Origin of the sequence: Chryseobacterium sp. LAM-KRS1, assembly GCF_013184525.1 — a bacterium.
Lineage (GTDB): Bacteria > Bacteroidota > Bacteroidia > Flavobacteriales > Weeksellaceae > Chryseobacterium > Chryseobacterium proteolyticum.
The window spans coordinates 535,114-551,954 of the sequence record NZ_JAAOIZ010000001.1 but is presented as its reverse complement, the minus strand read 5'-3'; the positions used below and the strand labels follow the sequence as shown (position 1 = coordinate 551,954).

The 16,841-nt window shown below is 35.3% G+C and carries 13 protein-coding genes; 1 reads left to right on the top strand and 12 read right to left on the bottom strand.

Going from position 1 to position 16,841, the window contains the following annotated elements:
- Positions 1 to 54 precede the first annotated feature (54 nt).
- The 5 genes from purN to G9C87_RS02460 all read right to left on the bottom strand — a co-directional run bounded on the left by purN (position 55) and on the right by G9C87_RS02460 (position 3,935).
- Positions 55 to 618 carry a phosphoribosylglycinamide formyltransferase gene (gene purN / locus G9C87_RS02480; protein ID WP_172277773.1) on the bottom strand — a complete coding sequence of 188 codons (564 nt, stop codon included), beginning with the start codon at positions 616 to 618 and terminating at the stop codon, positions 55 to 57.
- A gap of 76 nt (positions 619 to 694) precedes the next feature.
- The gene (purM, locus tag G9C87_RS02475) at positions 695 to 1,687 is read right to left on the bottom strand and encodes a phosphoribosylformylglycinamidine cyclo-ligase (RefSeq protein ID WP_172277771.1); all 993 of its coding nucleotides are present in this window, start codon (positions 1,685 to 1,687) and stop codon (positions 695 to 697) included.
- 281 nt (positions 1,688 to 1,968) lie between these two features.
- Complete coding sequence (locus G9C87_RS02470) at positions 1,969 to 2,523, bottom strand: NADPH-dependent FMN reductase (RefSeq protein ID WP_172277769.1); 555 nt, start codon at positions 2,521 to 2,523, stop codon at positions 1,969 to 1,971.
- Between the two features lie 36 nt (positions 2,524 to 2,559).
- Entirely contained in the window at positions 2,560 to 3,288 is a 729-nt protein-coding gene (locus G9C87_RS02465) for a pirin family protein (protein ID WP_172277767.1), read from the bottom strand.
- Positions 3,289 to 3,548: 260 nt separating this feature from the next.
- Positions 3,549 to 3,935, bottom strand: coding sequence for a winged helix-turn-helix transcriptional regulator (locus tag G9C87_RS02460; RefSeq protein ID WP_172277765.1), 387 nt, complete (start codon positions 3,933 to 3,935; stop codon positions 3,549 to 3,551).
- Between the two features lie 90 nt (positions 3,936 to 4,025).
- On the opposite strand from G9C87_RS02460, the gene G9C87_RS02455 reads away from it, so the two are divergent.
- Complete coding sequence (locus G9C87_RS02455; protein WP_172277763.1) at positions 4,026 to 4,622, top strand: FMN-dependent NADH-azoreductase; 597 nt, start codon at positions 4,026 to 4,028, stop codon at positions 4,620 to 4,622.
- A 457-nt stretch (positions 4,623 to 5,079) separates the two neighbouring features.
- Here the strand turns inward: G9C87_RS02455 and G9C87_RS02450 are convergent, their stop codons facing one another.
- From G9C87_RS02450 to G9C87_RS02420, 7 genes are all read right to left on the bottom strand, one after another.
- The gene (locus tag G9C87_RS02450) at positions 5,080 to 6,462 is read right to left on the bottom strand and encodes an MFS transporter (protein WP_172277761.1); all 1,383 of its coding nucleotides are present in this window, start codon (positions 6,460 to 6,462) and stop codon (positions 5,080 to 5,082) included.
- Positions 6,463 to 6,468: 6 nt separating this feature from the next.
- Positions 6,469 to 6,984, bottom strand: coding sequence for a nuclear transport factor 2 family protein (locus G9C87_RS02445; protein ID WP_172277759.1), 516 nt, complete (start codon positions 6,982 to 6,984; stop codon positions 6,469 to 6,471).
- A 26-nt stretch (positions 6,985 to 7,010) separates the two neighbouring features.
- Entirely contained in the window at positions 7,011 to 8,873 is a 1,863-nt protein-coding gene (locus tag G9C87_RS02440) for a glycoside hydrolase family 13 protein (RefSeq protein ID WP_172277757.1), read from the bottom strand.
- A 74-nt stretch (positions 8,874 to 8,947) separates the two neighbouring features.
- Positions 8,948 to 11,104: a glycoside hydrolase family 97 protein gene (locus G9C87_RS02435; protein ID WP_172277755.1), complete on the bottom strand. Its 2,157-nt coding sequence runs from the start codon at positions 11,102 to 11,104 to the stop codon at positions 8,948 to 8,950.
- Positions 11,105 to 11,213: 109 nt separating this feature from the next.
- Positions 11,214 to 12,284 carry a SusE domain-containing protein gene (locus G9C87_RS02430; protein WP_172277753.1) on the bottom strand — a complete coding sequence of 357 codons (1,071 nt, stop codon included), beginning with the start codon at positions 12,282 to 12,284 and terminating at the stop codon, positions 11,214 to 11,216.
- Positions 12,285 to 12,298: 14 nt separating this feature from the next.
- Positions 12,299 to 13,912, bottom strand: coding sequence for a RagB/SusD family nutrient uptake outer membrane protein (locus tag G9C87_RS02425; protein WP_172277751.1), 1,614 nt, complete (start codon positions 13,910 to 13,912; stop codon positions 12,299 to 12,301).
- 11 nt (positions 13,913 to 13,923) lie between these two features.
- Positions 13,924 to 16,632 carry a SusC/RagA family TonB-linked outer membrane protein gene (locus tag G9C87_RS02420; RefSeq protein ID WP_172277749.1) on the bottom strand — a complete coding sequence of 903 codons (2,709 nt, stop codon included), beginning with the start codon at positions 16,630 to 16,632 and terminating at the stop codon, positions 13,924 to 13,926.
- Positions 16,633 to 16,841 lie beyond the last annotated feature (209 nt).

The following is a 16,841-nucleotide window of genomic DNA, read 5'->3' as shown; positions in this document are numbered from 1 at the left end:
ATTGTAACAATGTCCCTTTCCAGCAATGTAATCTTATCAAACAGGTATATTGTATTAATTCCCTAATACTTTATTGATCGCTATCGGAAAAATTTCGTACTCAATCTTGTGTACTTTTTCAGCCAATGTTTCCGGAGTATCATTTTCTGTAACGTCAAATGCTTTCTGAAGGATAGCCTGGCCTTCGTCAATTCCCGGAGTTACAAAATGAACTGTTGCCCCGCTTTCTTTTTCTTTAGCTTCAATAACGGCATTATGAACATTCATTCCCCACATTCCTTTTCCACCAAATTTGGGGAGCAAAGCAGGATGAATATTAATTATTTTACCATTCCAGTTTTCGCAGAATTCAGGTTTCAGAATAGATAAGAACCCTGCCAATACAATTAAATCAGTATTTTCAGGAATTACTTTGCTCAATTCACTGCTGAAATTTTTCCCTCTTGGAATGAGTATATTTTCTATATGATGATTTTTTGCTCTTTCCAGCCCGTAGCATTCTCTGTCTGCAACAACCAAGGACACTCTTGCATTTTGGATTTCTCCACTTTCAATGGTATCTAAGATTCTCTGAAGATTGGTCCCGGAACCAGAAACGAGTACAACGATGTTTTTCATTAATTTAGATACTAGATGTCGGATATCAGATTTCAGACTATTCCGTCTTGTATCTGATATCTGACATTTGAGTCTTTTAAAATGTTAATTTTATTTTCTCACTTCCTTCCGTGATTTCTCCTATTTCGTAAGCATCATCCAGCAGGTGTAAAACTTTCTCGGCATGTTCAGCATCTACAACAACGATCATTCCCACTCCCATATTGAAAGTTCCGAACATTTCTTCGCGCGCTACTCCACCTCTTTTTTCAAGTTCAAGCATTATGCTTGGGATCTGTATTTTTGAAGCATCGATAGAAGCACACAAACCTTCAGGAATAATTCTTGGGATATTTTCATACAACCCACCTCCCGTGATGTGAGCGATTCCTGCAACTTTTACTTCTCCGATTACTTTATGAATATCTTTATAGTACAATCTTGTAGGAACCAATAAAGTTTCATACAAAGGTTTTCCTTCAAATTCTTCTTCAAAATTCGGGAATACTTTTCTTACCAGTGAAAATCCATTGGAATGGAATCCTGAACTTGGTAATGCAATGATCTTATTTCCCGGTTTTATTTTAGAGCCATCAATAATCTGATCTTTTTCAACAATTCCTACACAGAATCCTGCAACATCATAGTCCCCAGGCTGATACATCCCCGGCATTTCAGCGGTCTCACCGCCTATCAATGCACAGTTGTTATCTTTACAGGCTTCTACCATTCCTAAAACAATTTCTGCTGCAATTTCAGAGTCTAATTTTCCACAAGCCAGATAATCCAGGAAGAACAATGGCTTGGCACCGTGACATAAAATATCATTGGCACACATTGCGAAGCAATCTACACCGATAGAATCATATTTTTTAGAATCTAAAGCTACTTTAAGCTTAGTTCCTACTCCATCCGTACCGGAAACGAGTACCGGATTTTTATATCCACCGATTTCATAGAAAGCCCCAAAACTTCCCAAATGGTTCAGTACATTGGAATTGTGGGTCTCACCAACCGCTTTTTTGATCTTATCAACGGTTTTGTATCCTTCTTCTTTGTCTACTCCTGCAGATTTGTAAGTATTGCTCATGTTATTATTTAGATTTTAGATGCCAGATTTCAGATTGCAGACTATTGAAAATCTAATATCTTACATCTGAAGTATATCCTACCTTTTTATATTATAATTTTATTTAAAATTTAGAAAATAAAAAAGCCGACAATCTTAGTAGATTATCGGCCAGTATTTTATCTGAGAATTTTAGAGCCCACAGTTTTCCCTTTTATGGAAAAACATTCTTTGAAAGTGGACTGAATTTTCATCTCTTTTTCTTTTTGCAAAAATAGTAATTTTAAATTAAAATTCAAATTCTATTTTTCAAGGATTGTTTCAATGGCAGAAATCTTAATAATTTTCTCTCTCAACTCATTATCTTTTTCTTCATTAGAGATCTTTTCAGCTGTTTTATCAAAATTATCGTTGAAGAAAGGAAGAGAGAATGTTTCTACAATATTTCCTCCGTGGAAAGGGAAACGTTTTGTTGCGGCTTCCAAAACCCCGGCTCCACCTCTCCCTCCCGGTGATGTAGACATTAAAAGCATTGGTACTTCATTCCATACTGTTCTGTCCTTGATTCTTGAAACCCAATCAAATACATTTTTAAAAGCTGTTGAATATGTTCCGTTATGTTCAGGTAAAGAAACCAAGAGTACATTAGCGCCATCAATTTTTGCTGCAAAATCTTTTGCTTCCTGAGGTACTCCTCCTGCCAATTCTCTCTCATGCTTATAAATAGGCATTTCGAAAGGGTTAAGGTCTACTACTTCTACTTCTGCTTTTCCCGCAAACAAAGAAGCTGCGTAGGATACCAAATGCTTATTCATTGATGCTTCGGAATTACTTCCTGCTATTGCTAAAACTTTCATTCTGTTTAATTTTTTTAATGTCTACAAATTTAATTTTTATTTTAGATAAGATGGTAATTCCATTGGCACTTCCATCAATAATATTTCTGTGTCCTCGATTGCTTCAATATTAAAGCTTTGGGTATCCCAGATTCCTAATCCGTCTCTCTCATTTAAGATTCTGTCGCCTACTTTTGCACTTCCTTTTAGAACAAATGCATACACCCCATTTCCTTTTTTGTTAAATACGTAGTTTTTACCATTCCCTTTTGTAAAGTTAGCCAGGTTAAACCATGCATCCTGATGAATCCACACTCCATCATCATTTTTGTTGGGTGAAAGAATCTGCTGGAAACCATTAATTTTCTCTCCTTCTTTGATGCTTTTCTGATCATATCGGGGCTCTACATTCAGCTCTCTTGGAAACACCCAGATCTGAAGAAATTTCACCTCCTCATCCTTGTTTTTATTGTATTCGCTATGCTGAACACCTGTCCCGGCACTCATTACCTGAATCTCTCCTTTTTTGATAACCGCCGTTGTACCCATTGAATCTTTATGCTCCAGATCTCCTTCTAATGGAATAGAAATGATTTCCATATCTCTGTGAGGATGTGTTCCGAATCCCATTCCCTGAGAGACGGTATCGTCATTCAACACTCTTAAAACTCCGAAGTTTGTTCTTTCAGGATTTTGATAGTTTGCAAAACTGAAAGTATGGTAGCTGTTTAACCAACCATGATTAGCATGGCCTCTTGAATCTGATTTATGATATACTGTTTTCATATTGTGATTAATTATGGTACAAATGTACGGAGCGTAGACGGAGTGGATATTGATGTAGGGTAAGAAAGGAAAAAAGGTGAAATCGTTGAAAGGTGAAAAGGCAAAATCGCTGAATTGCGGAACTGCAAAATCGCCATCTTTGTCGATGAACAACTTTCACCCTTTGATAAAAACTTTTTTCAACAAACATTCCTAGCGATTAAACGATTTAACTGTTCTGACTTTTCGCCTTTCGGCATTTTTGCCATTTTGCTTTTCATCTATTCAGCCACATCGTCATTCTTCGCCTCTTCTTCAATTGTTGTCCCAAAGATATGCTGACGGTGATTTTTACCCCAATTTCCCAATGATTCTACCACAGGGTGAAGTGTTTTTGTATATTCCGTCGGTAAGTATTCAATAGAAACAGGATATGTATCCTTCACAACCCTTTCAAGCAAACCATTTTGTTCTAATTCCTTTAATTCTTTGGCTAAAACTTTCGAAGTAAGCTTGGGAATGCTACGTTCAATCTCTGTGAAACGCTTATTTCCGGCATTCAAAGAAATGATGATCTGTAATTTCCATTTCCCATTAATGACATCCAATGTATCCTGAACAGGTTTAAGAGCCTTTGTACAATCTTTATGATTATGTTGTTTTTCCATTATTCCACTTTCCTTTAGGTAACCACTATACTTTTGAAAGTAAATTTACAATAATTTTGACATTAATAAAAACAAAAAAATTTAAACAAAATGGCTAACATTTTAAATATCAAAACAAGTATTGTAGGAGAAAATTCTATAAGCAATAAATTATCTCAGACTGTTATCAATCAATTACTGGATAAAAATCCCGGGAGCACGGTTGTTGTCCGTGATCTTGGTTTAAATCCTATCCCCCATCTGGAGATTCATCATTTTAGTGCTTCAAGAATTCCGGATGAGGAAAAGAATGATGAACAGAAAGAAGCTTCAAAATATTCTAACGAAGCATTAAAAGAAGTTCAGGATGCAGATATTATTGTTATAGGAGTTCCTTTTTATAATTTCAGTTTTCCGTCAACTTTAAAATCCTGGATCGATAGCATATCTGTTGCAGGGAAAACATTTTCTTATATTGACGGGGTTCCAAAAGGTCTTCTGCAAAATAAAAAAATATACCTGAATTTCGCATCCGGAGGTGTGTATGAAAATGGACTTATTGAAAATATGGAAACCTACTTAAAAACCTTATTCGGTTTCATCGGTATTACGGATATCAAAGTTTTCAAATCTGAGGGAACCATGGTTCCACAGTTGAAAGAAACAAATTTATCAAAAGTAATTGCTGAGATTGAAGAACTGGTATAATTCAATTGAGCTAATAAAAATGTAAGTTTTGGCTAAGCCGTTTTTATACTCTTATTGTTGAGGTGGGTTTAAACCCACCTTTTTCATTACAGGAGGATTAGTATTTTTTGTAGAAAGGTTAAAAAGCTTCCTTAATTTTGGATTTCGTTAAGATAGAAAAGTAAAGCGAAAATAATCAGCATAAGGGGGCAATCAGAGATTCTAAAATTGCAGATGTATAATTGAGCTATTATTCTCTTTGAATATAGATATATTAAATAATCTCATCAATTTTATGGAACAGTTGCAAACTTCATTTATGATGAATAAATCTGTAATTTAAACTATATTTTGGCTAAAGCTATTTGTATAAATTAGAAAAGCGGACTAAAGCCCGCTTCTATTGATATATTTTTCGACATAATTGTATTGCTGCCTTCTAACTTCTAATATCTGATATATTATTACTAATATAAAATTAAAAATGGACCTGTTGAATTTCTTCTTCAATTTCTTTAGGTGTTTCATCTTCAGATTTAATAAAAATCATCGTAAGGACAGCTCCAAGCAACATACAAACACCTCCTACAACAACATACCCAATTGCATAATTCCCAAAGAGTCCGCTTACAATAGGCCCACCAAAAAGACCGTTGATAATCTGAGGAATTACAATAAAGAAATTAAAGATTCCCATGTATACTCCCATTTTCTTTTGAGGAATAGCATCAATCAGCATCGCATAAGGCATTGCTAAAATACTTGCCCAGGCAAAGCCTAATCCTATCATTGAGATTTTCAGATAACTTACATCTTTGATAAAGTACATAGAAATCAGTCCTATCCCTCCACAAAAAAGAGCTAATGCATGAGTTTGTTTTTTTCCGATTAATTTGGCGATTGGGGTGAGCAGAAAAGCAAACGGAATTGCCCACAAGTTATAATATCCAAACAATTTTCCTGTAAGATCGCCAGCCCTATTGAATTCAGCTGAATGAGTATCCTGCGGGGACAGTCCGAAATGATGTGTTGCCAAAGCACTTGTGGTAAATACCCACATCGTAAAAAGAGCAAACCATGAAAAAAACTGAACTGCACCTAATTTCTTCATAAGCAAAGGTATTTTAGCAAAATCTTTGAAGATATCAGTAAATTTAGATGGCTCTTGAACCATTTCTTTTCCATTTTCAAATTCTGCAAACTCCTCTGGGGAATATTCCTTTGTACTCACTATGGTATACAGTATGCTTGCCAGTAAAAACCCTGCTCCGATATAAAAGGCATAAATTACATTATCCGCTACAAAACCAGGCTGAGCAACGTTGGAAATTCCAAGTTGAGTTAACCAATCCGGCAAATAGGACCCGATAACCGCTCCGATTCCTATCAGTATTGTCTGAACAGAAAATCCGATTGTTCCCTGATGTTTTGGAAGCATATCCCCTACCAGCGCACGGAACGGTTCCATTGCAACATTGATGGATGCATCCATCATGGCCAAAAATATAACAGCTAATAATAAGACATTTGCTGCCATCATATGGGTTGCGGAAGCAGCATTGGGAAGTAGTACCAGGCCTATTGCGCACAAAATGGCTCCTATTAAGAAGTAAGGCTTCCTTCTTCCCAATGGGCTCCAGGTATTATCCCCCATGTGACCGATAATAGGCTGAACAATCAATCCGGTAACGGGAGCGACCAACCAAAACCAGGAAAGCTCGTGAACATCTGCTCCAAAGTTGGCAAGAATCCGGCTGGCATTTCCGTTTTGTAAACCAAAAGCCATCTGAATCCCTAAAAATCCCATACTCATATTGATGATCTGAGCCATGGAAAGATTCGGTTTTACTTTTTTAGCCATTGTCTGTTATTTGGTTTTCAATTGCTGCAAAAGCACATCCTCAATCGGTGCCTTTTCAGCCACCACTTTATCTATTACATCATTTGGAACCGTTACGGAAAGGACATATTGTTTTACTTTCCAGCTTCCGTTTATTTTTTCCACCACACCGGAACCACGGCAGATTTTCATCTGCGTATCCAGTAATTCATCAAACCAGGCTAGTTTACCGTCTTTACTGAAATACACATTTCTTTTCAAAGCAGTAAAATTCCAGGTCTTCTTTTTATCAAAATACGGCTTAGCCCAAATCATAAAAGCTTTCTTATCCCAAACTTCTGTAGCATCAGTCCCGATGAATGTGGACTCATCAGCAAAATAATTAAAATATGCGGTATAATCTGCTTTGGCAGCAGCAATATTGAACCCGTCGAGCATGGTTCCGATCTCAGCTTTATCTTTCTCGAATTTAGACTGCGCTGAAAAATAGTTGATAGTAAACACCAGGAGTACCAGCGTATAAATGATTGTTATTTTTTTCATATTCTAATTTAAGATATTTGATGTCATTATTTTTGTAATTCAATCACAAGCGATGTTTTTGCAGGTATGGTGATGGTGTTCTGTAATGAAAATTCCTTCCCTGAAATGATATCTTTTCCCTTTTTAATGGTGCCTATAGATTCAGCAAATCGTTTTAAATCCAAAACCTGCTCTTTTTTATTATTATTTAAAACAATCATAACACTGTCTTTTTCATTATACCTGAAATATACGAAAACATTGTCTTGGGGAATATAATTTTTGGTTTTTCCCGTATGAATAACCTCTTTCCCTTTTCTCCAGTTCAGAAGTTTTTGGGTAAAAGTGTAGAATTCCTTTTGCTTTTCCGTTTGGGTTGAAGGATTAAAAGCATTTTGACTGTCTGATTTCCATCCTCCCGGAAAGTCTCTGCGAATATCGGCATCTCCTCCTTTCTTTTTATCCCCCTTCATTCCTATTTCAGAACCATAATATATTTGCGGAATTCCCCGGACAGTTGAAATTACTGTTAAAGCCATTTTGTACGCATCCGGGTCAGCATTAAAAATTTCATTCCATCTCTCGGTATCATGATTTTCGAAAAAGACCATTATATTATCAATATCAGGATACAGGAAATCACTGGTAAATACGTTATACAATTTAATCAGCCCGCTATCCCAACCATTTTTTTCAGTAAATGCTTTAGATAGATCCCCATACAGCATAAAATCCATTACAGAAGGTAAATTGGAATTATAGTGAGCAGCTTCTCCTGTTTTTGAATCTTTCTGCCAGGCCGAAATCTGACCGGCCGTATATAACCACGTTTCACCAACAATATTAAATTTCGGATATTCATCAGTAATGGCTTTTGCCCATTTTGCCATCGCTTCTTTATCGTTATAAGGATAGGTATCCACACGAAAACCTCCCAGCTCGGCATATTCGATCCACCAGATTGCATTCTGGATGAGATATTTCAGAACCAAAGGATTTTTTTGGTTGATGTCGGGCATTGTTTTATCAAACCATCCATCCAAAGCATATTTTGTATCAATATCAGATGCATTGGTATCAAACTGAGTCGTTGTTTTATAATTCGAACGATAGAAGCCTTTTTCTCCTTCATCAAACCAATGGATCCAATCTTTGGTTGGCAGATCCCTGATCATCCAGTGTGAAACTCCCCAGTGGTTGGTAACATAATCCAAAACAAGTTTCATATTCCGCTTATTCAGTTCACGGGACAGTTCACGGTAATCTTCGTTGGTACCATAACGTCCATCGATTTTATAAAGATCTGTTTGTGAATATCCATGATAAGAATATACTTTTTCATTATCTTCAGTAACCGGAGTTAGCCATACGGATGTAGCACCTAAATTCTGGATATAATCAAGATTATTGATAATACCGCGGAGGTCGCCACCATGCCTTCCATTGGGAAGCTTTCTGTTTGCTTTTTCAGTAAGATCAGGCTGAGAATCGTTCTTCTCATCACCATTAGCAAAACGATCCGGCATGATCAGATACATCACATCTTTAGAGGTAAAGGACTCCCTGTTGGCTGAATTGGGATTTCTTTGTCTGAGTTCATAAGAATAAGAAGCTATATTTTCAGTTCCTCTTTTTATGTTGATTTTAAACTCAGAAGCATTAATTTCATCCGTATTAATGGTAACGAAGAGATAGTTTGGGTTCTCAACTTTCCGAATATCTTTAATTCTAATACCATTGGACAGCTCAATCCCATAATCTGCGATGTTCTTTCCATAAATCAATAACTGAAGCTCAGGATTTTTCATCCCTTTCCACCAAAATGCAGGCTCTACTCTTTCTAATGTTTTCAACTGGGAAAAAGCAAAGCAACCTGTCAAAAGAGCTAATATTATATATAGTTTTTTCATAATGGACTGGTTTAAAAAAACCTTACAGGAATCATGTACCTGTAAGGTTTAAGTTTTAAGTTGGTTCTTAAAATTTATTTTATGGGCTTAATGGAGATTGCAAAACCACCACTTCTTACCATTTTAAAATTGATTTTAGACTTGCTTGTAATCTGTTTTTTGTAGATGTTATAGCTCTGAGGATTATTAATATAATCAGCGTCTTTACCGTCTTCATAAATTGTTGCCTCATATTTCTGACCTTTATCCAGGAAAGAGAAGTCTACTGTGTATTCACGTTTGTTCTCATCTGTAATTCCACCCACGAACCAATTGTCGGTTCCTTTAGCTTTTCTGGCTGTAATTACGTAATCTCCAGGCTCTGCTGCCAGGATTTTTGTATCGTCCCAATCCGCTGCTACATCTTTGATAAACTGGAAAGCATCCATATGCTTCTTGTAATTCTCAGGTAGATCGGCAGCCATCTGAAGCGGCATATACATGGTAACATATAATGCCAGCTGTTTTACCAAAGTAGTCTTTACAAATCGTTTATCACCTGGGAAGTAATAATCCAGTTTAGTCTGGAAAATTCCCGGAGTATAATCCATTGAGCCTCCCATCCATCTTGTAAATGGTAAAATGGTTTGATGATCTGCATTATTTCCTCCAAATGCCTCATATTCCGTTCCACGGGCTGCTTCTGCGGAAATGTAATTCGGATAGGTACGGCTTTCTCCTGTCGGACGTACAGATTCATGAGAATTAACCATGATCTTATATTCATTCGCTTTCTCTGCAATTCTGTAAAAATGATTGATCGTCCACTGAGAATAATGATGCTCTCCTCTTGGAATAATATCTCCTACATATCCTGTTTTTACAGCATCGTATCCATATTTATTCATTAACTGGAAAGCTTTATCGGACCATCTTTCATAATTGGTTGCCGAACCTGAAGTTTCATGATGCATGATCAATTTGATCCCTTTGGAATGGGCATAATCATTCAGCATTTTGATATCAAAATCCGGATAAGGTGTAATGAAGTCAAAAACAAATTCCTTTGAATGTCCAAACCAGTCTTCCCAACCGATATTCCAACCTTCGATCAGAAGTCCCTGAAATCCGTTTTCAGCAGCAAAGTCGATATACTCTTTAACTTTAGTATTGTTCGCAGCATGCTTTCCGTTTGGAGTTAATTTGGTAAAATCGGTTTTACCTAAATGAACATTTTCTGCCGTAGAATAAGCCCATTGGGATTTTCCGATGATCATTTCCCACCACACACCCATATATTTTGTAGGGTGAATATAAGAAGTATCGGTATATTTAGTCGGCTCATTAAGATTAAATATCATTTTTGAGTCCATTACCTCTTCTGCTTTTGGAGATACTATAATCGTTCTCCATGGCGTAACAGAAGGAGTTTGAATATATCCTTTCGCGCCTTGTCTGTCGGCTGTAAGATGCGTTTTAAATTTAAAATTCTTAGCATCCACTTCCAGATGCGAAGCAGGATAATCCAAAACCGCTGCTTCAGCTACATTAACGTATAAAGGACTTTTACCTTCTTTCTTTAACATTAAAGGAGACTGAACTGCATTTTTAACCAATGACTGAGAAGCATTGGCATCAAACGCTTTGTCCCATCGACCCGGGATTTCGGAAATTTTTGTTTCCTGATATTGGTACTCCTGAGAATCATAATCAGCCACAATCCACCATGCTTTCATATCTGTCGGAAAATCAATTTCAGAATCTTCCTCTCTGATCACAAAATAATTAAGGTTCTTCTGTTGTGGGAATTCATATCGGAAACCTAATCCGTCATTAAACAACCTGAATTTTACCACAATGCTTCTGTCTGTGGAAGCCTGATTAAGCGTAACAGCTAATTCATTATAGTTATTGATATAGTTTTTCTTTTCTCCAAGTACAGGCTGCCAGGTTTCATTTTTAGAATCCCTTTTCTCATCTGTCTTGGTAAACCCGTTATTCAGGTCAAATTTAGCGTCTTCTGCTTTTGCAATTTCAGAGGCAAATTTAATAGCTGTGTCTTTAAATAATCTCAATCCCAATTTAGAATCTTCAACAACTACTGCCCCATTATATTTTAAGTTATAATAAGGTACTCCCTGCTTTAGCTGAAAGTCCATTTCGAACTTTCCGTCCGGCGATTTTAAAGTTTGTGCATTAACACCCGCAAACATCATTGAAAACAATAAAGCTCCAACTGTAATTTTCTTCATAATGACTATTTATATGTTTAAAAAATAAATAAGGCGTTACTAAAAAGCAACACCTTACTTTTTAAATTCTATGTAATTTAATATTTGATATAGTATTTTTCAGGATATTTTAAAATACAGGAATTACAGAATATTCACCTGTTATATCATTAAAATATACATCATAATGGAATGCTGTAGCTAAAGGAATGTTGGCTCCTCCTACGGCTGCTACTCCAAAGAATTCCTGTGCTACTCCCCAACTTGTTCCCCAATCATGATTAGCTCTGAACTTAAATTCACCGGAATTCATTGCAACATTCTTCTTCACCCAGATATGAGGATCAAAAGTTGATTTCTGAAGATCAAGATCCGTATTCCAGTCACCTGATGCTGTTCCAATCATTGAAATAGTTGTATAAGTTGTTGACGGAGCAGGTACGGATACTAATGTATAAGTCAAAGCGGTTGTATTAATACTGAGCTTATAATACCCCGCAGCTGCTACCGGAATATTTCCTGATCCTCCGCTTGTATCTAATATTCCTGGAGAACCTAAACCATATTGTGGATCCCATGATCCGGGAGTTTTAATCATTTTAAACGCTCCCTGTGCAAAATACCCAGTATAAGAATAGATCCCGGTAGTAGCAGTTTTTTGCAATGGAAGGAAATTAGTATTAGCAGTTGTATTTGTCCATCCAGCTGACGTGGCATCTCCTATTAAATACAGATCTGTATAGTTATAAACAGGTCCTAAAAGATATGGGGTAATTGTTAAGGTAACTATATTTGAGTAGAAAGGCCCTGCACCAACAAGAGTTCTTAACCGGACTTCAATCTCTGTTGCTATATTAACTGTAGCACCTAAACTTAAAGCAATACTATTAAGTTGCTTATTCGTAAAAACAAGCGGTGAATTTGTAGCATCTACAGTAGAAGATGTTTCGAAATTTTTACCTTTTATTGCAAATTGCAATTGTTGAGTATAAGCTACCGGTAAATCAAAAACTGATTTGCTCCATGTAACATTTAATGCTACATTATCCGGATTATCCTTATCTAAAACGATTCCTGTTTTATCTGGTGTAATTGTACTCTTTGTTATTTCTGTAATAATCGCTTGATCTTCGTCTTTTTCACAGGAAAGAATAAGAAATCCTACAATAAAGAATATCCCTATTTTTAAATATTTATTCATTTTCTTATTTTTAATTAATAACCTGGATTCTGAGAGAGATTGCTGTTCAGATTTAAATACTTTCTAGGTATTGGGAAAAGTACTCTTGTATTAGAAAGATCTGATCCACTCATACTTCCTCCTTTCCATTGCCAAGTATATCCTGAAGTGTATTTTCCAAATCTGATCAAATCCTGACGTCTATATCCTTCCCAATATAACTCTCTTCCTCTCTCATTCAAGATAAATGCTGGATTTAATGCTGATTGCAAAACTGCCGGTGCACCAGCCCTTGTTCGTAATGCATTAATATAAGACAAGGCTGTTGCAATATTACCTTTTCCATTAACTACAGCAAGCTCTGCATACATAAGATATGCATCTGCTACTCTAAATAAAGGAAAATCTGCATCTGCAAAATTCGCATCACTTCCGTTTGCCCCTGTTGAAGTTTTGTTGGAGAATTTAATCAGTTTAGTTCCCTGTTCAAATTTTGAATAATCAGAAATAGACGCCGGATCAGTATTTCCTGCAACTTTCAATATTCTTGGATCAGTATTACCTACAGATTGCATAAACTCTTGTCTAACTCGATATCCCTGCCATCCAAAATCAATTCCTAATCCAACACCTACTTCATTCGTACAGCTTGCATGGATCAAATATGTGGTTCCACCAAATGTTCTTGTTTTTATACCATCAAATGCAATTGGAAAAATAATTTCTTCCTGAGCTCCATTACTATTATTATCTGCTTTAAATAAGTTTGGATAAGGAATTTGGGCAATTTTATAATTTGAACTAATCACTTTTTCAACCTCTGTTAAGGCCTCAGAACTTTTGTCTATACCAGTATAAACTTTAGAATTAAGATAAAGTTTTGCTTTTAGCATCCATATTGCTGCTTTATCTGCTCTTCCATATTCATTCATTCTCGGACCTGGAAGATCTCCTTCAATAGAATTCAATTCATTGATTACATAATTAAAAACAAAATCTCTTGATTGCATAATAGGTTTTACTAGTAAGGGATCATTCTCAGTTGCAAAAGGCATTTTACCATAAATATCTATTGCATGATAATATGATAAAGCCCTCAAAAACCTTGCTTCGGCTCTATATGTTTTAATCTGAGCTTTCAAATCATTGGATACCCCCCTTGTATTTAATTTTTCATCCGTTGTCTCCCTTAAATACTCATTTACTAGTCCTATTTGAAAAAATATTCTTGCAAAAAATGCTTCATTAAAAACATTATCAGCATTCCACGTATTAAAATTCAGATCTCTAATAGTGGGATTATCACTTTCTCCCCAAGCGATAATTGCTTCATCTGTGGTAAGTTCTTGTAATTGCCAATAACCTCTTAAGTATTGAGAGAAACCTTCGTTCGGTCCACCATCATCTTCATTTCCCAGATCTGATTCTCCATTTGCTGACTTTTGACCAGTTACAGCAAGACCTGCATATATCTTTGCTAAATATTGTTTATAGGAAGCAGGATTGGAGTAGAATTGATCAGAAGTAAATAATTCATCATCATTAACTTTCACATCCAGGTCATTTAAGCAAGACGAAGTTGCAAAAAGAAAAATACCCGCAATAGCAAGGTTTCTTAATTTCAGTATTTTTATTTTGTTAAATTTCATTGTAAAAACGATTAAAAATTAGCATTAATTCCCAGAGTAAACATTCTTGCTCTTGGATAAATAGAGCTGTCGATGCCATTTTCAAACACCTCCGGATCGATGTTTTTATACTTTGTAATAATAAGAACATTTTGAGCTCCTGCGTATAATCTCAATGAGGAATTGCTACCGATAAATTTATTAAAAGTATAGCCTACAGTAACATTATCAAGTTTTAGAAAACTTCCATTTTTAATATAATAATCAGACAATTTTTGCGGCTCTGTAAAATAAGTCGAATTAAAATCAATAGGAGCGTTATTTATCGTATTATCAATCGTATTATTGATATTTCCCAAATGAGACCTGTCAGCAGAGATTCTATCATATACATAATTGCCTAAACTTGCTCTCCAAGCCATAGAGAAATCCCAGTTTTTACCAACAGTAGAATTAACCATTAATCCCATTGTAACATCTGGCTGGGGCTTTTTATAATTGTATTTATCAGCTGAATTTATAACTCCATCTCCATTTCTATCAACATATGCACCCTGAACAGGTTTACCATTTGCATCATAAACTTGTTGATAAACCCAATAAGCGTAAGGAGAATATCCTTCCCTAAAGGTCTGAACAAAACCACCAAGACCAACACCTCCTCTATCAATACCATTGACTTCTAATTGTTTAATATTAATTTTATTATAAGATAAATTATAATTAAAGCTCAAATTAAAGTTTTCTTGTTGAACAGCTTTGACATCCAATCCAAGATCAATCCCTTTTGACTGTAATTTTCCAATATTCTTTGGGCCTATAATTCTTAGGTTTTCTAGCGGTCCTTCCGGAACTATTGATAAAAGATCTTTAGTGTCAGCTAAATAAAAATCTAAAGTTCCTTTAACTCTATTATTGAAAAGCCCAAAATCAGCTCCAATATTATATTTTAAACTTTCTTCCCATTTCAGATTTTGATTATACCCATTTGCTTTTGCAATTTCATAAAACTGATTTCCAAATTGATAATAAAGAGTTGACGAGACATTATAGGTTTTAAAATAATCATATCTATAGATTCCGATATCCTGTTGACCTGTTTTCCCGACACTTGCTCTTAGTTTTAAATCCGAAAGAGTTGTATTTCCCTTCAGAAAGTTTTCTTCTGAAATTTTCCATGCTGCGGCAACTCCACCAAAATCACCCCATCTGTTATTTTTACTGAAACGGGAAGATCCATCTTTTCTATAGTTAACAGTAAGTAAATATTTATTGGCAAAACCTATATTTAATCGTCCGAAGAAAGCCTGCAGATTTACGTCTGGCTTTGAGTCCGGATTGTAGAAATTATTGTCAGGATCTAATCCATATAGTAATGTGTTCCCTGATACTGAACTAACTTTATGATAATTTTGGTATTCGTATCCTCCCATTGCTTCCAGATTAAACTTCCCAAAACTTTTGGTATAATTAAACTGGATGTTTGTATTTTTATTTAAGATACTTTCATCAGAATAAGAATCTTCTCCATAGAAATCAAATACATTTTTAACAGAATAAAATCCACTTCTGGAATATTTATTAGTTACAACATGACCATCCAGCTCTTTACTGTCTAATCCTGCATTAACAATCAACCTTAATTCTGGAAGAAAATGAAATTTATATTCCATATTAATATTTCCAAAAAACCTTCTGAAATTCTGCACATCGTGCTTATTTAAAAGCATACTAACCGGATTGCTTACACCAACAGGTCTGTTTGTACCCGGAGCAATCCATTCTCTATATCCGCCATAAGGAGAAGTAGCATCATACACAGATTGTGTTGGATCATAAGAAATTGCATTTTTTATTGCATCTTCACTTGCTTTGTTTTGAAATGTGTAAGAATAAGTCCCAGTAATATTAAACTTCAAATGATCATCAAAAAAACTAGGGCTTAATGCTATATTTGCAGAAGTTCTTCTAAATCTGGAGGTAATCAATAATCCTGAATTATCCATATTATCTACAGAGAACCGAGTTGGTACTCTTCCAAACAAACTTCCAGATATTGAAGCATTAATATCCGTAGTTACAGTTGTCTTAAATATTTCATTTTGCCAATCAGTATTTGAATCACCTAACAGATTTGACTTACTAGGAGCGTATTGATTGATAATTTGTCTAAACTCATCACCTGTATATACCTTAATTTTTTTTGCGAGTGTATTAACTGTACTATAAGCATTAAGCGAGACTCTTAATCTTTTACTCCCTTTTTTTGTAGTAATTAAAATTACACCATTAGACCCTCTTGATCCATATATTGCTGTGGATGCAGCATCCTTAAGTATCGAAAAAGATTCGATATCATTAGGATTAATGGTAGATAAGGAAACACCATCCAGAGGTAAGCCATCAACAACCAATAATGGATCGTTACTAGCATTTAGGGAGGAACCACCTCTAATTCTAATAGTAGCCTCATTACCTGGAGTACCAGATTGTGTTATAACAAGTCCTGAGGACCTTCCATTAATAAGTCCTTCTGCAGTCATTACTGCTCCTTTATTAAAATCAGCTGTAGATAAAGCAGTAATAGATCCTGTTAAATCTGTTTTCTTCTGCTTTCCATATCCAATCAGCACCACTTCCTCTATTTTCTTTTCTTTAGTCACAGAGTCTTGTGCATAAACCATTGAACTGGCTAATAAAAAAGCAGGTGCTATTTTTAATACCGTTGTAAAATTTCTCACAATATTTTTTTTATATAGTTTCGTTTTTGTAGTAATAATGGCGTGAAAACCATGCTTGCAATTTAGAAAAAAATTAGAATTATCATAAATTTAATAAAACTTTAGATAATTTTATGTAAATTAAACGCGGTCCAAAGATTAGATTTCTGCTTTTCATTAATTTACACGATCTTATGCATTGCATAATATTATCGCAGGATTAACAAAAA

Coding starts and splice junctions, on each gene's coding strand:
- G9C87_RS02430 (WP_172277753.1), bottom strand. CDS start 12,284: ATGAATAAATATTTAAAAATAGGGATATTCTTTATTGTAGGATTTCTT.
- G9C87_RS02445 (WP_172277759.1), bottom strand. CDS start 6,984: ATGAAAAAAATAACAATCATTTATACGCTGGTACTCCTGGTGTTTACT.
- G9C87_RS02460 (WP_172277765.1), bottom strand. CDS start 3,935: ATGGAAAAACAACATAATCATAAAGATTGTACAAAGGCTCTTAAACCT.
- purN (WP_172277773.1), bottom strand. CDS start 618: ATGAAAAACATCGTTGTACTCGTTTCTGGTTCCGGGACCAATCTTCAG.
- G9C87_RS02440 (WP_172277757.1), bottom strand. CDS start 8,873: ATGAAAAAACTATATATAATATTAGCTCTTTTGACAGGTTGCTTTGCT.
- G9C87_RS02425 (WP_172277751.1), bottom strand. CDS start 13,912: ATGAAATTTAACAAAATAAAAATACTGAAATTAAGAAACCTTGCTATT.
- G9C87_RS02455 (WP_172277763.1), top strand. CDS start 4,026: ATGGCTAACATTTTAAATATCAAAACAAGTATTGTAGGAGAAAATTCT.
- G9C87_RS02450 (WP_172277761.1), bottom strand. CDS start 6,462: ATGGCTAAAAAAGTAAAACCGAATCTTTCCATGGCTCAGATCATCAAT.
- purM (WP_172277771.1), bottom strand. CDS start 1,687: ATGAGCAATACTTACAAATCTGCAGGAGTAGACAAAGAAGAAGGATAC.
- G9C87_RS02435 (WP_172277755.1), bottom strand. CDS start 11,104: ATGAAGAAAATTACAGTTGGAGCTTTATTGTTTTCAATGATGTTTGCG.
- G9C87_RS02465 (WP_172277767.1), bottom strand. CDS start 3,288: ATGAAAACAGTATATCATAAATCAGATTCAAGAGGCCATGCTAATCAT.
- G9C87_RS02470 (WP_172277769.1), bottom strand. CDS start 2,523: ATGAAAGTTTTAGCAATAGCAGGAAGTAATTCCGAAGCATCAATGAAT.